The 20,564-nt window shown below is 73.5% G+C and carries 20 protein-coding genes; 5 read left to right on the plus strand and 15 right to left on the minus strand.

The window, feature by feature from the left end:
* Positions 1-100: 100 nt before the first annotated feature.
* The 6 genes from ACIRQF_RS26735 to ACIRQF_RS26760 all read right to left on the minus strand — a co-directional run bounded on the left by ACIRQF_RS26735 (position 101) and on the right by ACIRQF_RS26760 (position 6,986).
* The gene (locus ACIRQF_RS26735; RefSeq protein WP_389756324.1) at positions 101-1,174 is read right to left on the minus strand and encodes an RNA ligase (ATP); all 1,074 of its coding nucleotides are present in this window, start codon (positions 1,172-1,174) and stop codon (positions 101-103) included.
* Between the two features lie 234 nt (positions 1,175-1,408).
* Positions 1,409-2,122: a 3-keto-5-aminohexanoate cleavage protein gene (locus ACIRQF_RS26740; protein ID WP_404095662.1), complete on the minus strand. Its 714-nt coding sequence runs from the start codon at positions 2,120-2,122 to the stop codon at positions 1,409-1,411.
* Entirely contained in the window at positions 2,122-2,733 is a 612-nt protein-coding gene (locus ACIRQF_RS26745; protein WP_376637184.1) for a hypothetical protein, read from the minus strand. The genes ACIRQF_RS26740 and ACIRQF_RS26745 overlap by 1 nt, the downstream gene beginning before the upstream one ends.
* Positions 2,734-3,015: 282 nt before the next feature.
* Positions 3,016-4,230, minus strand: a complete 1,215-nt coding sequence (locus ACIRQF_RS26750) for a serine-threonine protein kinase (protein ID WP_404095664.1) — start codon at positions 4,228-4,230, stop codon at positions 3,016-3,018.
* Positions 4,231-4,311: 81 nt separating this feature from the next.
* Positions 4,312-5,658 carry an erythromycin esterase family protein gene (locus tag ACIRQF_RS26755; protein ID WP_404095666.1) on the minus strand — a complete coding sequence of 449 codons (1,347 nt, stop codon included), beginning with the start codon at positions 5,656-5,658 and terminating at the stop codon, positions 4,312-4,314.
* 74 nt (positions 5,659-5,732) lie between these two features.
* Entirely contained in the window at positions 5,733-6,986 is a 1,254-nt protein-coding gene (locus tag ACIRQF_RS26760; protein ID WP_382483097.1) for an exo-beta-N-acetylmuramidase NamZ domain-containing protein, read from the minus strand.
* A 162-nt stretch (positions 6,987-7,148) separates the two neighbouring features.
* Between ACIRQF_RS26760 and ACIRQF_RS26765 the strand changes: the two genes are divergently transcribed.
* The 3 genes from ACIRQF_RS26765 to ACIRQF_RS26775 are packed head-to-tail and all read left to right on the plus strand — an operon-like array spanning position 7,149 to position 10,274.
* Positions 7,149-7,913 carry an SDR family oxidoreductase gene (locus ACIRQF_RS26765; protein WP_376637188.1) on the plus strand — a complete coding sequence of 255 codons (765 nt, stop codon included), beginning with the start codon at positions 7,149-7,151 and terminating at the stop codon, positions 7,911-7,913.
* On the plus strand, positions 7,910-9,652 hold the full coding sequence (locus ACIRQF_RS26770; RefSeq protein WP_404095669.1) for a class I adenylate-forming enzyme family protein: 1,743 nt from the start codon (positions 7,910-7,912) through the stop codon (positions 9,650-9,652). Before ACIRQF_RS26765 ends, ACIRQF_RS26770 begins: the two co-directional genes overlap by 4 nt.
* 28 nt (positions 9,653-9,680) lie before the next feature.
* Positions 9,681-10,274 carry a TetR/AcrR family transcriptional regulator gene (locus tag ACIRQF_RS26775; protein WP_382483094.1) on the plus strand — a complete coding sequence of 198 codons (594 nt, stop codon included), beginning with the start codon at positions 9,681-9,683 and terminating at the stop codon, positions 10,272-10,274.
* A 329-nt stretch (positions 10,275-10,603) separates the two neighbouring features.
* Here the strand turns inward: ACIRQF_RS26775 and ACIRQF_RS26780 are convergent, their stop codons facing one another.
* Together ACIRQF_RS26780 and ACIRQF_RS26785 are read right to left on the minus strand one after the other, a co-directional pair.
* Positions 10,604-11,818: an acyl-CoA dehydrogenase family protein gene (locus ACIRQF_RS26780; RefSeq protein ID WP_404095672.1), complete on the minus strand. Its 1,215-nt coding sequence runs from the start codon at positions 11,816-11,818 to the stop codon at positions 10,604-10,606.
* 6 nt (positions 11,819-11,824) lie between these two features.
* The gene (locus ACIRQF_RS26785) at positions 11,825-12,862 is read right to left on the minus strand and encodes a phosphotransferase family protein (RefSeq protein WP_382483091.1); all 1,038 of its coding nucleotides are present in this window, start codon (positions 12,860-12,862) and stop codon (positions 11,825-11,827) included.
* Positions 12,863-13,116: 254 nt separating this feature from the next.
* On the opposite strand from ACIRQF_RS26785, the gene ACIRQF_RS26790 reads away from it, so the two are divergent.
* Positions 13,117-14,400: an enolase C-terminal domain-like protein gene (locus ACIRQF_RS26790; RefSeq protein ID WP_404095675.1), complete on the plus strand. Its 1,284-nt coding sequence runs from the start codon at positions 13,117-13,119 to the stop codon at positions 14,398-14,400.
* A 44-nt stretch (positions 14,401-14,444) separates the two neighbouring features.
* On the opposite strand, the gene ACIRQF_RS26795 is transcribed toward ACIRQF_RS26790, so the two are convergent.
* From ACIRQF_RS26795 to ACIRQF_RS26825, 7 genes are all read right to left on the minus strand, one after another.
* Positions 14,445-15,356: an MBL fold metallo-hydrolase gene (locus tag ACIRQF_RS26795; RefSeq protein WP_404095678.1), complete on the minus strand. Its 912-nt coding sequence runs from the start codon at positions 15,354-15,356 to the stop codon at positions 14,445-14,447.
* 97 nt (positions 15,357-15,453) lie between these two features.
* A complete protein-coding gene (locus ACIRQF_RS26800; RefSeq protein ID WP_382483086.1) occupies positions 15,454-15,750 on the minus strand; it encodes a hypothetical protein in 297 nt (98 codons plus the stop codon).
* A 201-nt stretch (positions 15,751-15,951) separates the two neighbouring features.
* Positions 15,952-16,269: a DUF202 domain-containing protein gene (locus tag ACIRQF_RS26805; protein ID WP_382483084.1), complete on the minus strand. Its 318-nt coding sequence runs from the start codon at positions 16,267-16,269 to the stop codon at positions 15,952-15,954.
* Positions 16,266-16,661 (minus strand): YidH family protein, encoded by a 396-nt coding sequence (locus ACIRQF_RS26810; RefSeq protein WP_376637197.1) that lies wholly within the window; start codon positions 16,659-16,661, stop codon positions 16,266-16,268. The genes ACIRQF_RS26805 and ACIRQF_RS26810 overlap by 4 nt, the downstream gene beginning before the upstream one ends.
* 9 nt (positions 16,662-16,670) lie before the next feature.
* Positions 16,671-17,186: an NUDIX hydrolase gene (locus tag ACIRQF_RS26815; protein WP_382483083.1), complete on the minus strand. Its 516-nt coding sequence runs from the start codon at positions 17,184-17,186 to the stop codon at positions 16,671-16,673.
* A gap of 185 nt (positions 17,187-17,371) precedes the next feature.
* Positions 17,372-18,136, minus strand: coding sequence for a glucose 1-dehydrogenase (locus ACIRQF_RS26820; RefSeq protein WP_404095683.1), 765 nt, complete (start codon positions 18,134-18,136; stop codon positions 17,372-17,374).
* A gap of 27 nt (positions 18,137-18,163) precedes the next feature.
* A complete protein-coding gene (locus tag ACIRQF_RS26825; RefSeq protein WP_404095686.1) occupies positions 18,164-18,793 on the minus strand; it encodes a TetR/AcrR family transcriptional regulator in 630 nt (209 codons plus the stop codon).
* A gap of 95 nt (positions 18,794-18,888) precedes the next feature.
* On the opposite strand from ACIRQF_RS26825, the gene ACIRQF_RS26830 reads away from it, so the two are divergent.
* Positions 18,889-20,556: an FAD-binding dehydrogenase gene (locus tag ACIRQF_RS26830; RefSeq protein ID WP_404095689.1), complete on the plus strand. Its 1,668-nt coding sequence runs from the start codon at positions 18,889-18,891 to the stop codon at positions 20,554-20,556.
* The last annotated feature ends 8 nt before the right edge of the window (positions 20,557-20,564 follow it).

The following is a 20,564-nucleotide window of genomic DNA, read 5'->3' on the forward strand; positions in this document are numbered from 1 at the left end:
CGCGCAACCGGGAACCGTACGGGTCGCGCCGGGCCCGGGCAGCGGAACGGGGGCCCACCACCCCCGTGGATGGGCCCCCGTTCGGTTCAGGACACGGGCGTCACTCGTACTCGGTGCCGCCCTTGCGGGTGAGATAGGCCGGGCTGACCGCCTTCGCGATCGCGCGACCGCCGAGGACAGGGCTGTAGCGCTCGGTCACCGGACGGACGACGACCCCCTCGCGCAGGTGCAGCTCACGCCCGGAGACCGTCTCCCGGCCGCTCGCCAGCGCGAGGACGGTGTCCAGGTCGTACGGACCGGTGTGCAGGCGCGGTACGAGCGGCAGCTCGCCCGGCGCGAGCACCTCGGCCGGGTCCAGCCAGCGCACCTGCCCGTCGATCTCGGCGGACACGTCGAACACGGCGAACCCGAGTCCGTCCTCGGCGCGGGCGTTCGCCCCGTACGCCAGGTCCTGCACGCCCGCGCCGTACACCTCGCCGAACAGGCCCACCCGGGTCGCCCCCAGCCGCTCCGCGAGCCGGGCGGCGACGGCGGGCACGCCGTGCCCGTGGACGGCCCGCCAGTACAGATTGCGCGGGTCCTCCTTCAGCGCGAGGCCCTTGGCGCCGAAACCCTTGGAGGAGACCAGGGTCCGGCCCTCCTCGGCGAGGTACGTGACGAGGCAGGCCGTGCCGTGCAGCTTCTCGGTGAGGACCACCGGCTCGCCCGGCTCGAAGACGTCCGGGAAACGGTGCAGGTTCTCGATCTCCACCCACGGCAACAGCTCCGGCGCCGCCTCCACGTCCCCGCTCATGGTCGGCGGGATCGGCGGCGCCCACTTGGTGATCCCGAGCAACTCCGCGAAGTCCGTCCCGTCCTGCGCCGCCTGCTCGAGATCCACGCCGTCGAGCGCCTTCGGCAGGCACACGAGCCCCTGCGACAACTCGCCGCGCAGCCGCACCGCCTTGACCCGGTCGCTCGCCTTCCCGGCGAGCCGCCCCGTGAGCCCCAGCTCGTCGACGAGCGCCGTCGGCAGCACCGCCTGCTCCGGGATGTAGAGCGCGATGTCCCCCGTCCGGTACCGGCCCTTGGCCACGACGGCCCGGTACAGGCCGACCTGCGCGAGTTCGAGCGCGTCGGCGTTCGGGTGGGAGTGGACGGTCAGGGCCTCGGCGGTGACGCGCAGCGTCGACATCTCAGAACTCCGGTCGCTCGGGGGGTTCCCGTGTGTGGTCATCGCCGCATACTCTGCCGACCCGAATTCCCCTGGGCGAACGCATTGTTGGCTGGTAGCGTCGATCCATTCGCCGGGCGACGACCTGGCGGAGTCCCGTCAGGAACGCTTCCGTCGACCGACACGGACACCCCCGTGCCACCGGCCCTCGCCGGGTCCCGCTGCTCGGCTGCCGCCCGGGGAGCGGTGGACCGCCTACGCCGACATGGGCGCCGCTGCGGACTCGGCGAGCGCCGCCGACACCAGCTGAGCGTTCGAGCCAGCCGGAGTCCCGTCCGGCAGCACGGTCGTGTCCTCCAGGCCCGTGCGGGCGGCGAGGCCGAGCCGGCGGGCGAGCCGGAAGAGCGGCCAGGCCGCGGCCCCGCGGCCGTACAGCAGGACCGGGCGGGTGTGCGGCGAGCGGCTGAGGGTCGCGAGGAGGGCGAGGGCCGCCTCCTCCGACGCGGCCTCGGCGAGGACGCGCGGCACCCGCGGGGCCACGGAGGAGCGCAGGAAGCGGGCCGGGCCGTCGGTGCCCTGGCGCAGGACCGCGTCGACGGCGACGCCCCGGTCGATCAGGGCCGCCGCGAGGGCCTCGGCACCCGGTTCGTGCCATGCGACCGTCGCGCGGTCCGGCGGCACCGTCCAGGAGCGCACCCGGGCGAGCCGGCGGACCGGGTCGGGCTCGGCCGACGCACCCGTCGTCACACCGATCGGCACGGTCACCGCCCCGCGGAGCGCGGCGAGCGTGTCGGCGAGCACCCGCGGCGAGAGCGTGTCGCCGCCGCACGGGGTCTTGGGGTGGACGTGCACCTCGTCCGCGCCGGCGGCCACCGCCGCCGCGGCCGCCTCGGCCATCGCGACCGGGGACCTCGGCACCGCCGCCGTATCCCCGGGCCCACGGCTCCCGTTGAGACAGACCTGGAGCATCAGGCCACCGACGCAAGCCGCGGTGCGTCCTCACCGCGCGTCCGGGCGAGCGCCCGGGGCGTCAGTACGGCCCGGGGTATCAGCACCCCGCAGTCCGCGCACACCGGACCGAACCACGGCTCGTCCCGCAGCTCGGCCCGCCACTCGATGTGCGGCCCCGCGCACACCGGGCACTGCTCGCCCGGACCGCGCCGCAGCGCGTCCACGAGCCGGCCCACGACCTCCGGCAGCGGCGCCGTCGGATGGTGGGCGGGGTCGTCGCAACGGGCCACCCCGTTGCCGCCCCAGATCCTGCGGTGCCACTCGTCGAGGGCGCCCGGCCTGCGCAGACCGCCGTGTTTCTCGCGCCGCCGCCGCTCGGCGAACTCGCTCTCGTACGTGAGCCACACGGCCCGCGCCGCCTCCAGCTCGTCGAGCGCCGCCACGAGCCGCCCCGGGTCGGCCTCCCGGTCCTCGGGCCCGAAGCCGTGCCTCCGGCACAGATGATCCCAGGTCGCCCTGTGCCCGTACGGCGCGAACCGCTCCAGGCACTTGCGCAGCGAATAGCGCCGCAGCGCCGTGTCGCTCCCAGGATCTCGGACCTGTCTCGCAAGACTCCGGAACCCGGCCATCGTCTGCCACCTCCGTCGCTAGCACCGGCGATATGAGATGGACGAACGAGCCGCCCGTCCTGTTCCATCGAATTGCCGGGGGAAGCCGTCAGGGGGCGTGGGGGAGGCCCGGTGTGTCGCTCTTCGCTCTCCCGCCCGTCCGGACGCCGGGGCGGGGGGATCTGACGTGCGCGCAGGTCAGAAGCCCACGGGCAGCCTGTGACCGGCGGTTTCATACGTGGCCTCGCCCACACGGCAGATGGCCTGTTCCGGTCGCCCGCGCCGTGACGCGGATCCGTGGCCTCACCCCCCGAAGCGGCCCGCCCGTGCCACCAGGCGGGCCAGTTCCTCGTGGCATATGTCGCTGTGTTCGGACACCACCTGGGCCGTGTCCACGCTGACGCACCCCGTGGCCGGGACGCCGTCGCGCAGGGCCGTGGCCAGGGTGCGGGTGGTGGTGGCCGGGACGGCCTGGACGCCGTCGTAGCCGATCGCCCACCAGCGGCGGTCCTCCTGGCCGAGGAGCGAATGGTCGTCGCGGGACAGGCGCGAGGCCAGCGGGTAGAAGACGCGCAGCGCCGTGTCGTGGTGCGAGTGACAGGCCACCAGGGGGCCGTCGACGCGCGACTGGAGGTCACGGAGGGAGCCGCCGTGGTCCTGGGCGTGCGGCAGGCGCGCGGCGAAGGCGTAGTGGGAGAAGGCGCCCTGGAGGAGCGTCACCGACTTCACGTTGCGGGCCCCGGCGGGCAGTCCGCGCAAAGCATGGGCCACGAGCCGCCCGCCGAAGCTGTGACCGACGAGATGGACACGCAACCCGGGCGCCGTACGAGCGAGTTCGCCGAGCAGCGGACCCAGACCGCGCTCGCCGACCACACCGGCCCGGCGCTTCATCGTGTAGTACGTGGCCTGGCGCAGGGCCTCCCGCGCGCCCTTCCACAGGCGTTTCGCCCGGTCGGCGCCGAAGAGCGATTCCTCGGTCGGCGCGTCGGAGCTGTCCGGCGCGCCGGCCGAGCCCTGCTGCGCGTCGGCGAACATCCCGTACACCGCCCGCGGATCGCCCAGCAGGAATCCCGGGGCCCCGGTGGAGACCAGGCCCTCCTGGTCGATGTCCGTCAGGTCCCGCAGCAGTGCCGCGAACTCGGCGAACGCCGCCTCCTGCGGCGGCTCCTCCTCGACCAGCTCGGCGAGCCGCCCGATCGTCGCCGCCCGCTCCGGCACGACCGCGGCGAGCGCGGGGAAGTCGGGGACCGGTTCGTCGGAGAACATCATGGACGGCCACACCAGGCCCGCGTAGCCGAGCCGCACCCCCGGGCCGGTCACCGAGGGAAAGGGCTGGAGGAAGCGGTCGAAGAGGCCGTTCGCGACCGACGGCGAGTTGTTCCAGCCGTGCGTGAAGAGCACCAGGTCCGTGCATCCCTGCCGGGCCAGGGCCGCCAGAAAGCCCGCCTGGCCGGCCGGGCCGTCGCCGTCCTTGTCGAACACGACCTCGCGGTACGGCTCGACACTCGTCACCGTCATGGCCCCGTCCCTCCGCGTCGAAGGCGCGCCGCTGCCCGGGCGTCACCGGTCTTTCTTCCCTTGCGGAGGGACGGCCAGTCGTCAGCCCAGCAGGCGCGCCGCCGAGACGACCGGGAAGTGCACCACCACGTCGTAGGAGGTGCCGAGCCGCACGTCCGTCACGTCGCCCGGCCACGGGTACGCCGTGCCGATCGACCGGGTCGGCCGGGCCAGGTCCAGCCAACGCCGCGCCGCAGGGGTCGCCGTGCGCAGGTCGAGCAGGAAGGGGCGCGGCGCGACCCGGTCCAGGACGTGCGCGTTGCTGTCGGCGCCCAGCGGGCCGACGGTGAAGACCCGCACCGGTTCGCCCGTCTCCCGCGTGTCGTGCGCGTTGAACGAGCCGCGCCCGAAGGAGGCGCCGACGCTCACGTAGTCCCGGCCGAGCGCGTCGCGCAGGAACGCGCCCTGGGTGCGCGGGTACTGCTCCGGCCAGGTCGTCTCGTACGCGAGGTGCCCGTTGTGCGCGGACACCACCATCCGGTCGCCGGTGTGCCGCTGCCACCACACCGTGTTCTCGGCCATGGTCCGGTCGCGGTAGAGCATGGCCTGCGCCGCGCCGCTCGGCGAGCCGAGGTCGTACGTGTACTCCGTGCCGACCTGGGCGATCGCCCGGGCGTGCTGCACCGCCCACGCGTGGGCCTTCCGTCCCCCGGCGGTGGCGGGCCTCTGCTTCTCCAGGAGGGCGAGGGCGCTGTTCACGTCCGCCGCCATGCTCCGCCGTTCGGCGAGCGGCCTCGTCAGGTAGGCCGTCATCCAGGTGTCGACCCGGCCGGTCGGGCGCGAGGCCCGGTACAGGTCCCGGAAGCGGGGGAGCAGCTCCGGCCGGGTGCGAGCGACGTAGCCGGTGACCTCGTCGAAGAGGTTCGGGCCCGCGTAGCCGAGGTCGTTGCCCACGAACCGCACCGGGTGCTCCGGGTGGCGCTCGTTGTGCCGGCGCATCCAGGTGAACAGGTCCAGGTACTCCTGGTTGTTCCAGAAGGCGTACGAGTTCTGGAACTCGGCGTCCATGATCTTCCGGATGTCGCCCTTGCCGCCGCGTACGTAGGCGTCGACCAGCAGGCCCGTGCTCCAGGGTGCCTCCAGGGCGAAGGCGGTGAATCCCCGCTCCTCCACGAGCCGCTCGAAGATCCGGTGCTTGGCCGTGAAGAACTCGGTCGAGCTGTGCGTGGCCTCGCCCAGGCCGACCACCTTCGCCGGGCCCACGATCCGGCCCAGCACCTCGTGGTCGGTCAACGGGCGTGCGGTGCGTGCGAGTTCACGGACGGGATCGCGGATCGGGTCCGTCCTCGGCGCCTCCCCGGCGACCGCGGCGGGCGCGAGCAGGCCCACGCACAGGGCGGCCAGCAGAGCGGCGAGGGGGCGGCGGCGACGTCGTAAGAAAGTGTTCATGGACTCAGCCTCCGTTCCGGGGGCCGGACGGGGACATCCCGCCCGCCCCCGGAACCGCACGGGGGACAGCCCCCTCAGTGGTACATCAGGTACTCCCGCCGCACCGCGCGGAACGCCGCCAGGTCACCTTCCCAGGCGCCCGCCACCTCGTCCGCCGGCGCACCCGCGTCGATCATCGTGCGCACCCGCGTCGAGCCGGTCAGCTTGTCGATCCACCGGTCCGCCCGCCACGCGAAGCCGCTCCAGGTGCGCCGGGCGGTGACCAGGAGCCCGATCCCGGTGCGTACCGGATCGAAGACCTCCCGGTCGTGCACCATCAGCTGCACCCCGCCGACCGTCCTCCCCTGGAACTTGGAGAAGGTCGGTGCGAAGTACGCTTCGCGGAACCGCACGCCAGGCAGGCCGAGCGCGTTCGCGGCCTCGGCCCACCGTCCGTCGATCCCCTCCGCGCCGAGCAGTTCGAAGGGGCGGGTGGTGCCGCGTCCCTCGGAGAGGTTGGTGCCTTCGAAGAGGCAGGTCCCGGAGTAGACGAGCGCGGTGTCGGCCGTCGGCATGTTGGGGCTGGGCGGCACCCACGGCAGCCCGGTCGCGTCGAAGAAGTCGCGGCGCCGCCAGCCGCTCACCGCCACCGTCTCCAACGGCACCGGCCGCTCCAGGAACTCCCCGTTGAACAGCCGCGCGAGCTCCGCCACGGTCATCCCGTGCGCCTGCGCGATCGGCTCGCGGCCCACGAAGGTCGCGAACGCCCGGTCCAGGACCGGCCCCAGCGCGGCCCGCCCGGTCACCGGGTTCGGCCGGTCCAGGACCACGAACCGCTTGCCCGCGAGCGCGGCTGCGGCCATGCAGTCGTAGAGCGTCCAGATGTACGTGTAGAAGCGGGCGCCGACGTCCTGGATGTCGAAGACGACCGTGTCCACGCCCGAGGCCGTGAACACGTCCGCGAGCGGCCCGCCGCTCTTCAGGTACGTGTCGTAGACGGGCAGCCCGGTCGCCGGGTCGTCGTAACGGCCCTCCGAGCCGCCCGCCTGGGCGGTGCCGCGGAAGCCGTGCTCGGGGCCGAAGACGGCCATCAGGTCGACCCGTTCGTCGGCGTGCATGACGTCCACGACGTGCCGGGCCTCGGCCGTGATCCCGGTCGGGTTGGTGACCACGCCGACCCGCTGCCCCGCGAGCGCCGCGTATCCGTCGGCGGCCAGCCGGTCGAAGCCGGTGCGGACCCGCCGGCCCCGGCCGTCCGGCGCGTCGGCGGCCGCGGGGGCCGCTCCCGCGGCCGACCCCGCCGCGAGCGCGCCGCCCGCGGCCAGCAGGCCCCGTCTGGACAGGCTCATGGAAACCTCCTTGATCGCCTTCCCTGACATGGCCACGCACGCTAGCGCCCGCCGCGACCGCGCGGAACGAGGCGTGCGGGACGACGCTTGCCGCCGACCCCTTCCGCGACTCCATACCGACTGGTTAGTCTGCCCGCAGATCCGCAACGGAAGGTGGGCCGCATGAGCACGGTGCAGGGCGCGGGAGTCGTCGTCACGGGAGCGGGGGGCGGCATCGGTGCCGCGCTCGCCCGCCGGTTCGCCGCCGAGGGGGCCCGCGTCGTCGTCAACGACCTCGACCCCGACCGCACCAAGGCCGTGGCCGAGGAGATCGGGGGCCTCGCCGTCCCTGGTGACGCCTCCGCCGTCGTCGAGGAGGCCCGCGCCGCGCTCGGCGGCACCGTGGACGTCTGGTGCGCCAACGCCGGACTCCCCTCGCCCGGCGACGCCTTCGCCGACGAGGAGGTCTGGGCCGCCGCCTGGGACGTCAACGTGATGGCCCACGTCCGCGCGGCCCGCGCGCTGCTGCCCGACTGGCTGGAGCGCGGCACCGGCCGCTTCGTCTCCACCGTCTCCGCCGCCGGACTGCTCACCATGGTCGGCGCGGCCCCGTACAGCGTCTCCAAGCACGGCGCGTACGCCTTCGCCGAATGGCTCTCGCTCACCTACCGCCACCGGGGCCTCAAGGTCCACGCCATCTGCCCGCAGGGCGTACGCACCGACATGCTGACCGCCTCCGGGTCGGCCGGCGAACTCGTGCTCGCCCCCACCGCGATCGAGCCCGAGAGCGTCGCGGACGCGCTCTTCGACGCCATCGACGCCGACCGCTTCCTCGTCCTGCCCCACCCCGAGGTCGCCGGCTACTACCGGGCGCGGGCCACCGATCCCGAGCGGTGGATCGGCAACATGAACCACATCCAGCAGAAGTGGGAAGGGGCGGGCGCATGACCCAGGACTCGCAGGAGACGCAGGAGACGACGCAAGAGGCTCCGGAGGCGCAGGAGACGCGGGGAGCGGGTACGGCCACCCCCGCCGGCGCCGGAGGATCGATCTACGCCGCCAAACCCTGGCTCGGCCTGCTCACCGACGCCCAGCGCGCCCCCATCACCCCGCCGCCCACCGCGCTGCACGCCTTCCGGGCCGCCGTCGCCCGCACCCCCGACCACCCCGCCCTCGCCTACTTCGACGGCCGGCTCTCCTACCGCGAGACCGACGCCCTCTCCGACTCCGTCGCCGGACACCTCGCCGCCCGCGGCGTCGAACGCGGCGACCGGGTCGCGGTCATGCTCCAGAACAGCCCGCACTTCGTCCTCGCCCTGCTCGGCGCCTGGAAGGCCGGCGCCGCCGTCGTCCCGCTGAACCCCATGTACAAGGCCGGCGAGGTCGCCCACGCCCTGCGCGACTCCGGCGCCCGCGCCGTGATCTGCTCCGACCGCGCCTGGGACGGCTACGTCCGCGACACCGCAGCGGAGACCGGGGTCGGCATCGCCCTCACCGCGGACGAGCGCCAGCTGCAGAGCCGGGACGACACCCGGGTCCTCGGCTTCGCGCCGGTCCCCACCGAGACCGACGACCTCCTCGCGGTCGCCCGGGCCGGGCACCCGGCCCCCGAAGGGCGCGAACTCGGCACCGACGACATCGCGCTGATCAGCTACACGTCGGGCACCAGCGGCACCCCCAAGGGCGCGCTCAATCTGCACCGGGGCATCGTGCACAACGCCGAACGCCAGCGGACCGGCCACCCGATCCCCCCGGGCGGCGTCTACTTCGTGCTGGCGCCGCTCTTCCACATCACCGGACTCGTCTGCGAACTCGCCACCTCCTTCGCCAACGGCGGCACCCTCGCCCTCGCCTACCGCTTCGAGCCGGGAGTCGTCCTCGACGCCTTCCTGGAGCACCGGCCCGCCTACACCGTCGGCCCCTCCACCGCCTTCATGGCGCTCGCCGCGCACCCGGCCGCCACCCCCGATCACTTCTCGTCCTTCCTCGTGATCTCCTCCGGCGGCGCCCCGGTGCCCCCCGCCCTGGTCGAGAAGTTCCGCGCCGGCTTCGGCCCGTACCTGCGCAACGGCTACGGACTCACCGAGTGCACCGCTCCCTGTGCCGCCGTACCGCCGCAGCACGAGGCGCCCGTCGACCCCGCCTCCGGCACCCTCTCCGTCGGCGTCCCCGGCCCCGACGGCGTCGTCCGCATCGTCGACGAGGACGGCGCCGACGTCCCCTTCGGCACGCACGGAGAGATCGCCGTCAGCGGACCCCAGGTGGTTCCCGGCTACTGGCGGCTGCCCGAGGCCACCGCCGCCGCCTTCCCCGGCGGCGAGCTGCGCACCGGGGACATCGGGTTCATGGACGAGGACGGCTGGCTCTACGTCGTCGACCGCAAGAAGGACATGATCAACGCCTCGGGCTTCAAGGTCTGGCCGCGCGAGGTGGAGGACGTCCTCTACACCCACCCGGCCGTGCGCGAGGCCGCCGTCGTCGGCTTGCCCGACGCCTACCGCGGAGAGACCGTCAAGGCGTACGTGAGCCTCCGCCCCGGCGCCTCGGCGGACCCGGCCGAGCTCTCCGCCCACTGCGAGCAGCGGCTCGCCGCGTACAAGTACCCGCGCGAGGTCGAGATCCTGCCGGAGCTCCCCAAGACGACAAGTGGGAAGATCCTCAGGCGGGACCTGCGTTCCCGGAAGTGAGCACGAGATCAAGGAAAGGCGGCGCAGCATGGCCAGGACGACCGACGGGAACGGCGCCCCCGTCCCCCAGAGACTCCTCGCCGCCGCCACCCGGCTCTTCGCGGAGCAGGGCTACGACCGGACCTCCGTCCAGGAGATCGTCGAGGCGGCGGGCGTCACCAAGGGTGCGCTCTATCACTACTTCGGCTCCAAGGAGGACCTGCTCCAGGAGGTCTACGCCCGGGTGCTGCGGCTCCAGCAGGAACGGCTGGACGCCTTCGCGGACTCCGGCGCGCCGATCCAGGAGCGGCTCCGGGGCGCCGCCGCCGACGTGGTCGTCACCACCATCGAGAACCTCGACGACGCGTCGATCTTCTTCCGCTCGATGCACCACCTCAGCCCGGAGAAGAACAAGCAGGTACGGGTCGAGCGGCGGCGCTACCACGAGCGCTTCCGGGCGCTGATCGAGGAAGGGCAGCAGGCGGGGGTCTTCTCCACCGCGACCCCCGCCGACCTCGTCGTCGACTACCACTTCGGCTCGGTCCACCACCTGTCCACCTGGTACCGCCCCGACGGCCCGCTGACCCCCCAGCAGGTCGCCGACCACCTGGCCGACCTGCTGCTGCGCGCCCTGCGCCCGTGACCCGCGCGGCCGCGGCGGCCGGAACGCCCGTGATCCGCCCGGCCCCAGCGGTGTAACCGCCTCGTGGCGGGAAACCCCCGGGCACGACGGGGGAGGCGGGCGGCTCGGCGCGAGCCGGACCGCGGGCCCGGGCTCGGGGCGGTCGGCGGGGACGCGTACGACCACGCCGCCGAACCGGCCCCCGTGCCCGAGGAGTCACGCGCCGCCGTCGGCCTCTTCGGCGGACTCGGCTACCGCCGACGAGCGGATCGACGAGCGGATCGACGAGCGGATCGAGGACCCCACCGCCGAGGAGCCGCGGGGCCGGCTCCCCGACCGGGCCTGCGCGCCTACAGGTACTTCTTGAACTCCCGTCGGGCCAGCGACCGCTGGTGCACCTCGTCCGGGCCGTCCGCCAGCTTCAGCGTGCGGGCCGCGGCCCACAGTTCGGCGAGCGGGAAGTCCTGCGAGACGCCGCCCGCGCCGTGCACCTGGACGGCCTTGTCGATGATGTCGACGACCGCGCGCGGAGTGGCGATCTTGATCGCCTGGATCTCGGTATGGGCGCCCCGGTTGCCGACGGTGTCCATCAGCCAGGCCGTCTTCAGGACGAGCAGCCGCAGCTGTTCGATCGTCACCCGGGCGTCCGCGACCCAGTTCTGGACGACACCCTGCTGGGCGAGGGCCTTGCCGAAGGCGGTACGGGACACCGCGCGCCTGCACATCAGCTCCAGGGCCCGCTCGGCCATGCCGATCAGGCGCATGCAGTGGTGGATGCGGCCCGGACCGAGGCGGGCCTGGGCGATGGCGAAGCCGCCGCCCTCCTCGCCGATCAGATGGCCGGCCGGGACCCGGACCCCGTCGAAGACCACCTCGGCGTGGCCGCCGTGGGAGTGGTCCTCGTAGCCGTACACCTGCATCGCGCGCCGCACCTCGACACCGGGGGTGTCGCGGGGGACCAGGATCATCGACTGCTGGCGGCGCGGGTCGGTGCCGTCGGGGTCGGTCTTGCCCATGACGATGAAGACCTTGCATTCGGGGTTCATCGCCCCCGAGATGTACCACTTGCGGCCGTCGATGACGTACGAGTCGCCGTCCCGCCGGATCCGGGTCTCGATGTTCGTGGCGTCGGACGAGGCGACCTCGGGCTCGGTCATGGCGAAGGCGGAGCGGATCTCGCCCGCGAGCAGCGGCTCCAGCCACTGCTTCTTCTGCGTCTCGTCGCCGAACTGGGCGAGCACCTCCATGTTCCCGGTGTCGGGAGCCGCGCAGTTGAGGGCGGTGGGTGCGAGGTGCGGGCTGCGGCCGGTGATCTCGGCGAGCGGCGCGTACTGGAGGTTGGTGAGCCCGGCGCCGTACTCCTCGTCCGGCAGGAAGAGGTTCCACAGGCCCTGGCGGCGGGCCTCGGCCTTCAGCTCCTCGACCACCGGCGGGGTGTCCCACGGGGAGGCGAGCCCGGCCCGCTGCTCCTCGGCGACGGCCTCGGCCGGGTACACGTGCTCGTCCATGAAGGCGAGGAGCCTCGCCCGGAGTTCCTCGGTGCGGGCGTCGTACGCGAAGTGCATGGCGGATCAGCCTTCCTGGAGGGTGGTGAGGCCGTGGTCGATGAACACCGGGACGAGTTCGCCGATCCGGTCGAAGCCGGCGCCGACCGTCTGGCCGAGGGTGTAGCGGTAGTGGATGCCCTCGAGGATCACGGCGAGCTTGAACCAGGCGAAGGCCGTGTACCAGGCGAGGGCGCCGGTGTCGCGGCCGGAGCGGGCGGCGTAGCGCTCGATCAGCTCCGCGCTGCTCGGGTGTCCGGCGGCCGTGGCGGTGGTGGAGATGGGGGAGTTCGGCAGGTCGAGCGGCGTGCTGTACATGACGAGCAGGCCGAGGTCGGTGAGCGGGTCGCCGAGGGTCGACATCTCCCAGTCGAGGACGGCCCTGATGCGGTCGTCCGTGCCGATGAGGACGTTGTCGAGGCGGTAGTCGCCGTGCACGACGGTGGCCGCGGGGGAGACCGGCAGGCTGCGGCCGAGGGCGGCGTGGAGTTCGTCGATGCCGGGAAGGTCGCGGCCCCGGGAGGCGGCGAGCTGCTTGCCCCATCGGCGCAGCTGCCGGTCGAGGAAGCCCTCGGGCCGTCCGAAGTCGTCGAGTCCGGCGGCGGCCGGGTCCACGGAGTGCAGGTCGACGAGGGTGTCGACGAGTCCGAGGACGGCCGCGCGGGTCCGCTCGGGGCCGAGCGGTGCGAGCTCGGCGGCGGAGCGGTACGGGGTGCCCTCGACGAACTCCATGACGTAGAACGGCGCTCCGAGCACCGACTCGTCCTCGCACAGCGTGACCACCCCGGGCACGGGCACGGGGGTGGCGTGCAGGGCGCTGATCACCCGGTGCTCGCGCTTCATGTCGTGGGCGGTGGCGAGGACGTGCCCGAGCGGCGGGCGGCGGACGACCCACCGGCCGGTGCCGTCGGTCACGGCGTACGTGAGGTTCGAGCGGCCGCCTTCGATCAGCCGGGCCTCCAGCGGGCCGGTGACCAGGCCGGGGCGCTCCCTGTCCAGGTGACCGCGCAGCCGGTCGAGGTCCAGACCGGGCGGCGGGGAAGCGGGCTGCGAGGGCGAACTCATGCGGGCGTACCTCCGGGGTCGGCGTCGTGCTCATCATGACCGACCAGTCGGTATGTCGTCCAGAGGTGCCGCTGGGAAGCCGGGCGGCGGTGTGCGGCACCGTGCCGGACCCCGCGGCGGTGCCGCGCGGTCTCGGAGCGGACCCGCGCCGCGGTCACCCCCTCCGGACCCGCCCTCTCCGCACCCCTCCGCAGCCGGGGAAACCTGATGCGCGCCTCTGGTGCCCCATCCTGTGCCCTGAATAGGGTTCACATATGGATTCAGCGCTGTGCATCGACCATGTCCGGCTGACCCCCGTTCTCGTCACCGACCCGCCCCTCCTCAACACCCAGGGTGTCCATCAGCCCTTCACCCCCCGCCTCGTCGTGGAGGTGATCACCGCAGGTGGGGTCACCGGCCTCGGTGAGACCTACGGCGACACGCCCTACCTGGACCTGGCCCGTCCGCTGGCCGAGGCCATGCCCGGACGGTCGGTCACGGATGTGAACAGCCTGTTCGCGCTGGCCGCCGAGGTCCGTGCCCCGGCGGGGCCTGGGCACGTGGACGGGCGCGTCGACGCCGGGGGCCTGCGCGGCGTCCGGACGGCCGACAAGCTGCGGCTCTCCGTCGTCTCCGCCGTCGAAACCGCCTGCCTGGACGCCCTCGGCAAGACCCTCGGCCTGCCCGTGCACGCCCTGCTCGGCGGCAGGGTGCGCGCCGAGGTCGAGTACAGCGCCTACCTCTTCTACAAGTGGGCCGCCCACCCCGGCGGCGTCCCCGACGCATGGGGCGAGGCGCTCGATCCGGCCGGCGTCGTCGAGCAGGCCCGCCGCTTCGACCGGGCCTACGGCTTCCCCTCCTTCAAGCTCAAGGGCGGGGTCTTCGCGCCCGAGCAGGAGACCGCCGCGATCCGCGCCCTCGCCAGGGAGTTCCCCGGCCGCCCGCTGCGCCTCGACCCCAACGGCGCCTGGTCCGTCGAGACCGCCCTCGCGGTCGCCCGCGAGCTCGGCGACGTGCTCGAATACCTGGAGGACCCGGTGACCGGCACGGCCGCGATGGCCGAGACGGCCGCCCGTACGGACGTGCCGCTGGCCACCAACATGTGCGTCACGACGTTCGAGGAGGTCCCGGAGGCCTTCGCGCGCGGGGCCGTACGGATCGTGCTCTGCGACCACCACTACTGGGGCGGGCTGCACCGCACCCGCGAACTCGCCGCGCTCTGCCGCACGTACGGCGTCGGGCTGTCCATGCACTCCAACACGCACCTGGGTATCAGCCTCGCCGCCATGACCCAGGTCGCCGCCACCCTGCCCCGCCTCGACCACGCCTGCGACACCCACTACCCGTGGCTCACCGAGGACGTCGTCACCACCCGCCCGCACTTCCGGGCCGGCCGCCTCGCCGTCTCCGACGCGCCTGGCCTCGGCGTCGTGCTCGACCACGACCGGCTCGCGGACCTGCACCGCCGCTGGCTGGACGATGACGGCACTCTGCGCGACCGCGACGACGCGGCGGCGATGCGCGCGGCGGCCCCGGAATGGCGGCCCACCCGCTGGTAGTCCGCCGCCCCGTCACACCGCGTCGCCCCGCCACCGCGCGAGCGCTACGCGTGGCAGGCCACCGGCACGCCCCCGTTCATCGCCGCCATGTCCCCGAACACGGCCGCCGGGTCCAGCGGATGCCCCTCCGGCAGGCCGTCCAGCTCCGCGTACGCGCGGTGCAGGTTGGCGACCAGACGCTCGCTCTCCTGCCAGGCGGCGAACTCGCCGAGATCGGCGGTGCGCGCCGTCTCCAGCGGCGTCGCGCCCTTCGCGTGGCCCTCGGCCGCCAGCTCCAGCACCCAGCGCAGATAGCGCTCGGTCGTGTCGTACGCGGAGGGGTCGGTGACCCGGCCGTGGCCCGGTACCACGGTCGGCGCGTCGAGCGAGCGCAGCAGGTCGAGCGCGCGCAGCGAACCGGCCAGCGAGCCCATCGGCAGGAACGGCGTGCCGCCGTGGAAGACCAGGTCTCCGGTGAACACCACACCCTGCTCGGGGAGATGGACGACGGAATCACCGGTGGTGTGCGCCGGACCCGGGTGGATCACCCGCACCTCGATCTCGCCCACGTACAGCGTCAGACGGTCCTGGTAGGTGAGTTGGGGCGGCAGGATATCGACCCGTCCGAAGTCGGTCTGCGGCCACAGCAGATGCAGCTGGTGCCCGGCGGCGAGCTGTTCGGCGCGGCAGTTCTCGTGCCCGACGATCCGCGCCTCGGGCAGGAACACCCCGTTGCCGTAGGTGTGGTCGCCGTGGTGGTGCGTGGAGACGATCGTGCGGGGCGCGGCGAGACCCGCGTCGCGGACGGCGTCACGCAGCAGCAGGGCCCGCCGTTCGGTGGCGGCGGTGTCGACGAGCAGCGTCTCGCCGGCGTCGCCGACGAAGCCGGCGTTGTTCAGGCACCAGCCGCCGTCCGGCTGGACGAAGGCGTGGACGTTCGGCGCGAGCGCGACCACGTAAGGATCGGTGGCAGGCAAAGGGAATCCCCCGGATGAGAGCCCGACTGGACAGGGGAAGAGTGCCAGTCGTTCCAGGTCCGGGGGAAGCCGGGGCGGGCGGGGGACGGGACCGGGGTCAGTGGTCGTCCCAGTGGTCGCCGTGCTCCGCGTGCCGGTGTCCGTCGTGCACGTAGTCCACGTGGTCGCCGTGCGCGACCGCGGGGTGTCCGCAGTCCGGCCCGTGGGCGTGGTCGGGGTGGGTGTGCGCGACGTGCGAGGTCGCCTCGCACTCGTCCCAGTGCCCGGCGTGCTCGCGGTGCAGGTGCCCGTCGTGGGCGTAGTCGACGTGGTCCTCGTGGCTGACGGCGGTGTGCCCGCACGTCGGGCCGTGGGTGTGCGCGTGGGTGGCGTGCTCGTGGTGGACAGCGGTCATGGCTCCGCCTCTGCGAGGGGTGGTGTGACGCCCTCAGGCTAGACCGGAATGCCCGTTCCGGCAGGTTTCGTACCGGTGGTGTCGCGGCCCGTCCACGACCTGCCGTCTCCGGAGCGTGCCGCGACCCGACCGCGCCGGGGTCCGCCCGGACTCCTTCCCGCCCGACCCGTCGCCGGCCCGTGCCGGGTGTCCTCGGCTCGTTCAGATCACCACGGCGACCGCGAACCCGGCGAACGCCACCGTGCACAAGGTCGCCAGCAGCGCGGCCCGGTTCGACAGCGGGCCCGGCCGGGGCGATTCGAGGGCCAGGATCCTGCGGTGCGCGACGGCCAGGAAGCCGATCCACACCAGGGCCGAGAGACAGGCGGCGACCAGCGCGGTGGCCGTCACCCCGTCGTGGATCGCCTGCTTTCCCGCGAGCACCGCGGCCACGGTGCACGACAGCGTCGTACGGCGCCACGCGAGCCTGGTCCGCTCGGGCTGCAGGCCCGGGTCCCGCGCGCCCGCCGACGGACTCATCGCCCGGCCCAGCCGAAGACCACGACCACCACCATAGCCAGAGCGACCACCGCGACCGCCAGGCTCAGCACGGTCGGGAAGCGCGACACGGGCAGGTCCTCCCCGCGCCGCATGGCCCGCTCGCAGCGCACCCAGTGGTTCACGGCACGCAGCGCGCACAGCACCCCGGCCGCGATCAGGGTGAGCGCCAGCCCGACCCGGACGCCCCAGCGCAGGTCCGGAAGGAACTGGTCCACGGCGAAACCGCCGCCGATCAGAGCGAGCGCGGTCCGGATCCAGGCGAGGAAGGTCCGCTCGTTGGCCAGCGAGAAGCGGTAGTCCGGGGTCTCACCCTCCTCCCGGAGGCGCTGCGGCGCCAGCCACAGCCGCAGGCTCTGTACGAAGTCGCTCACGCACGCACCCTAACGGCCCCGGTGCGCGAGCAGCCGCTCGTACGCGGCGCGGCCGTCCGGCACCCACTCCCACTCGGCCAGCCGGGCCGTCAGCTCCTCCTCCGGCAGGAAGGCGTGCCAGGCCACCTCCTCGACCTGCGGCCGCACGGGCAGTTCGCAGCGCACCTCGTACACCGCGGACCACCACTTGCCGGCGACGCCCCCGGAGTCGTAGAGGAAACGGAAGAGCGGTACGGGCCGGGGCAGCCCCGACACCCCCAGCTCCTCCTCGGCCTCGCGCAGCGCGGCGGCGTCGTAGGACTCGCCGGCGCCGACGACCCCGCCGACGAACATGTCGTAGAGGGAGGGGTAGACCAGCTTCGTCGGGGTGCGGCGGTGCACGAAGACCCGGCCCTCGCCGTCCCGCACCTGGATGAAGGTGCAGCGATGGATCAGGCCCCGCGCGTACACCTCTCCGCGCGGGGCCCGGCCCACGACCCGGTCGTGCTCGTCGACGACGTCGAGTACTTCGTCAGAGGCGCTCATGCGCCCATGAAATCACCGGAGGCCGCCCGTCGCCGACGTCGGGCCGTCACCGGAGGCCGGCCGTCACCGACGTCGGGCGGTCGCCGAAGGCCGGCCGTCGCAGACGTGGGCCGTCACCGAAGCCGCCGACATGGGCCGCACCGAAAGCCCGGCCGTCACCGGCGTCGGGGCGGTCGTGCCCGCCGTCACTGGCCCATGACGTACTTGACCGTCGGGCCGGTGGTCCAGCCGCCGTCGACCGCCAGCTCGGCGCCCGTCACGTACGAGGCGGCGTCCGAGAGCAGGAAGACGACCGCCCCCGCGATCTCGTCCGCCTCGCCGACCCGGCCCATCGGGGTGTTCGGGTACTTGCCCTCGCCCCGCTCGATGCCGACGGAGGCCGTCATCGGGGTGTAGGTCATGCCCGGGTGGACCGAGTTGACCCGGATCCGCGCCGTGCCGAGCTCCACGGCGCCGATCTTCGTCAGGCCGCGTACGCCCCACTTGGAGGCGCCGTATCCGGCGGTCAGGGCCAGACCCATGAGGCCCGCGGCGGAGGAGATGTTCACGATCGAGCCGCCGCCGGCCTCCTTCATGGCCGGGATGGCGGCCTTCATGCCGATGAAGACACCGGTCAGGTTGATGTCGAGCACCTTGCGGAAGTGCTCCACGGACTCGGTCTCCAGGAAGGCGCCGGTCGATATGCCGGCGTTGTTCACCAGACCGTGCAGCCCGCCGAACTCCGCGACCGCGTGGGCGACGGCCGCCGCCCACTCCTCCTCGGAGGTCACGTCGTGGTGGAGGAAGCGGGCCCGCTCGCCGAGCTCGGCCGCGGTCGCCTTGCCGTCCTCGTCGAGAACGTCGGTGATCACGACGTTCGCGCCGGCGGCCACGACCCGGCGCGCCGCCTCGGCGCCCAGGCCGCGGGCGCCGCCGGTGATGAGCACGGTCTTTCCGGTGAGGTCGTTCATGGGGGTCCCTTCGGGATCGTCTCGGTGTCAGACGCTCCGGGGCTGTGCGGCCCGGAGGAGTGCGGTGGTGGTCTCGACGAGGTCGGCGAGGAAGAGGGACTCCCCTGTCAGCGGCTCGGCGGCGTCGAGGTACTGCCGGGCCCGGTCCGCCATCGCCGCGCCCACGACGGTCAGCGCCAGGTCGAGACGCTCCAGGCGCAGCGGCCCGGGCAGCCCGTTCGCGGCGAGGCAGGCCTCCAGCCGCCCGATGAGGCGCCAGTAGCAGGTGCCGGCGAGCGTGGGGTGCGGGGTGCGGGTGCGGATCCCGCTCTCGTGGCTGAGCTGTGCGGAGATCCGCAGACAGCGCCGGCCCCGGTCGGTGCGCAGCTCCGTGGCCTCGGCCGTGACGAGCGCGGCGACGAGGTCGTGGGTGTCGTCGCCGGCGGCGTCGAGGAGCGGGGCGAGTACCTGCTCGGTGCGCTGTTGCCGTCCCGCCATGACGGCGTCGAGCAGTCCGGCACGCGAGCCGAAGTGGTACTGCACGGCAGAGGGATTGCTCTGTCCGGCGAGGCTCACGACGTCCCGCAGCTGGGCCCCGTCGACGCCCTTCGCCGCGAAGACCTCCTCGGCCGCGCGGATGAGTTTCTCCCGGGTCTCGGGCCCTGACGTCCTTGCCATGCCCACCATATTAATGCCCGACATTAGAAAACGGGAGGGCCCGGAAGGCGGCCGGACCGTTGACTGGATACATCCGTGTATCCAAGATGCGGTCCATGTCATCCCATGAGTCGTACGACGCCGACGTCATCGTCATCGGGGCCGGCCTCGCCGGCCTCGCCGCCACCGCCGAGCTGGTCGACGCCGGCCGCTCGGTGATCCTGGTCGACCAGGAACCCGAGCAGTCCATCGGCGGCCAGGCGCACTGGTCCTTCGGCGGCCTCTTCCTCGTCGACTCGCCCGAGCAGCGCCGGATGCGCGTCCGCGACAGCCACGCCCTGGCCCTCCAGGACTGGCTCGGCACCGCGGGGTTCGACCGGCCCGAGGACGCCTGGCCGCGCAAGTGGGCCGAGGCGTACGTCGACTTCGCGGCCGGCGAGAAGCGGTCCTGGCTGCACGGGCTCGGGGTGCGCTTCTTCCCCGTCGTCGGCTGGGCCGAGCGCGGCGGTTACGACGCCAACGGCCACGGCAACTCCGTGCCCCGCTTCCACATCACCTGGGGCACCGGACCCGGCCTCGTCGCCCCCTTCGAGCGCCGCGTGCGCGAGGGCGTCGCCCGCGGACTGGTCCGCTTCCGCTTCCGCCACCGGGTCACCGGACTCGGCCGCACGGCCGGCGCCGTCGACACCGTCACCGGCGAGGTGCTGGCTCCCTCGGCCGCCCCGCGCGGCACCGCCAGCAGCCGCGAGAGCGTCGGCGAGTTCTCCTACCGCGCCCAGGCGGTGATCGTCACCTCCGGCGGCATCGGCGGCAATCACGACCTCGTCCGCAAGCAGTGGCCCGAGCGGCTGGGCACCCCGCCCGCCCGGCTGCTCTCCGGCGTCCCCGCCCACGTCGACGGCCTGATGCTCGGCATCGCCGAGGACGCCGGCGCCCACCACGTCAACCGCGACCGCATGTGGCACTACACCGAGGGCATCGAGAACTGGAACCCGATCTGGGCCCGCCACGGCATCCGCATCCTGCCCGGCCCGTCCTCCCTCTGGCTCGACGCGACCGGCAGACGGCTGCCGGTGCCGCTGTTCCCCGGCTTCGACACCCTCGGCACGCTCGAACACATCATGCGGACCGGGTACGACCACACCTGGTTCGTGCTCGACCAGAAGATCATCGGCAAGGAGTTCGCCCTCTCCGGCTCCGAGCAGAACCCCGATCTCACCGGCAAGTCCGTCCGCGACGTCCTCGGGCGCGCCCGCGCCGACGTCCCCGGCCCGGTGAAGGCCTTCATGGACAAGGGCGCCGACTTCGTCGTCGAGCGCGACCTCGCCGCCCTCGTGCGCGGGATGAACCGCGTCACGGGCGAGGACCTGATCGACGAGGCCGCGCTGCGCCGCGAGATCATCGCCCGCGACCGCGAGATCGCCAACCCCTTCACCAAGGACCTCCAGGTCACGGCGATCCGCGGGGCCCGCCGCTACCTGGGCGACAAGCTGATCCGTACGGCCGCCCCGCACCGCATCCTCGACCCCAAGGCCGGCCCGCTGATCGCCGTACGCCTCAACATCCTCACCCGCAAGTCCCTCGGCGGCCTCCAGACCGACCTCTCCTCGCGCGTCCTCACCGCCTCGGGCGAACCGCTCCCCGGCGTCTACGCGGCGGGCGAGGCGGCCGGTTTCGGGGGCGGCGGCGTCCACGGCTACCGCTCCCTCGAAGGCACCTTCCTCGGCGGCTGCCTCTTCTCGGGACGCGCGGCGGGGCGCGCGGCGGCGGAGGCGGTGGGCTGATCGGCTGC

Origin of the sequence: Streptomyces sp. NPDC101191, from assembly GCF_044767915.1 — a bacterium.
Classification (GTDB): Bacteria; Actinomycetota; Actinomycetes; order Streptomycetales; family Streptomycetaceae; genus Streptomyces.

Coding starts and splice junctions, on each gene's coding strand:
- ACIRQF_RS26735 (WP_389756324.1), bottom strand. CDS start 1,174: ATGTCGACGCTGCGCGTCACCGCCGAGGCCCTGACCGTCCACTCCCAC.
- ACIRQF_RS26740 (WP_404095662.1), bottom strand. CDS start 2,122: ATGCTCCAGGTCTGTCTCAACGGGAGCCGTGGGCCCGGGGATACGGCG.
- ACIRQF_RS26745 (WP_376637184.1), bottom strand. CDS start 2,733: ATGGCCGGGTTCCGGAGTCTTGCGAGACAGGTCCGAGATCCTGGGAGC.
- ACIRQF_RS26750 (WP_404095664.1), bottom strand. CDS start 4,230: ATGACGGTGACGAGTGTCGAGCCGTACCGCGAGGTCGTGTTCGACAAG.
- ACIRQF_RS26755 (WP_404095666.1), bottom strand. CDS start 5,658: ATGAACACTTTCTTACGACGTCGCCGCCGCCCCCTCGCCGCTCTGCTG.
- ACIRQF_RS26760 (WP_382483097.1), bottom strand. CDS start 6,986: ATGAGCCTGTCCAGACGGGGCCTGCTGGCCGCGGGCGGCGCGCTCGCG.
- ACIRQF_RS26765 (WP_376637188.1), top strand. CDS start 7,149: ATGAGCACGGTGCAGGGCGCGGGAGTCGTCGTCACGGGAGCGGGGGGC.
- ACIRQF_RS26770 (WP_404095669.1), top strand. CDS start 7,910: ATGACCCAGGACTCGCAGGAGACGCAGGAGACGACGCAAGAGGCTCCG.
- ACIRQF_RS26775 (WP_382483094.1), top strand. CDS start 9,681: ATGGCCAGGACGACCGACGGGAACGGCGCCCCCGTCCCCCAGAGACTC.
- ACIRQF_RS26780 (WP_404095672.1), bottom strand. CDS start 11,818: ATGCACTTCGCGTACGACGCCCGCACCGAGGAACTCCGGGCGAGGCTC.
- ACIRQF_RS26785 (WP_382483091.1), bottom strand. CDS start 12,862: ATGAGTTCGCCCTCGCAGCCCGCTTCCCCGCCGCCCGGTCTGGACCTC.
- ACIRQF_RS26790 (WP_404095675.1), top strand. CDS start 13,117: ATGGATTCAGCGCTGTGCATCGACCATGTCCGGCTGACCCCCGTTCTC.
- ACIRQF_RS26800 (WP_382483086.1), bottom strand. CDS start 15,750: ATGACCGCTGTCCACCACGAGCACGCCACCCACGCGCACACCCACGGC.
- ACIRQF_RS26805 (WP_382483084.1), bottom strand. CDS start 16,269: ATGAGTCCGTCGGCGGGCGCGCGGGACCCGGGCCTGCAGCCCGAGCGG.
- ACIRQF_RS26815 (WP_382483083.1), bottom strand. CDS start 17,186: ATGAGCGCCTCTGACGAAGTACTCGACGTCGTCGACGAGCACGACCGG.
- ACIRQF_RS26820 (WP_404095683.1), bottom strand. CDS start 18,136: ATGAACGACCTCACCGGAAAGACCGTGCTCATCACCGGCGGCGCCCGC.
- ACIRQF_RS26825 (WP_404095686.1), bottom strand. CDS start 18,793: ATGGCAAGGACGTCAGGGCCCGAGACCCGGGAGAAACTCATCCGCGCG.
- ACIRQF_RS26830 (WP_404095689.1), top strand. CDS start 18,889: ATGTCATCCCATGAGTCGTACGACGCCGACGTCATCGTCATCGGGGCC.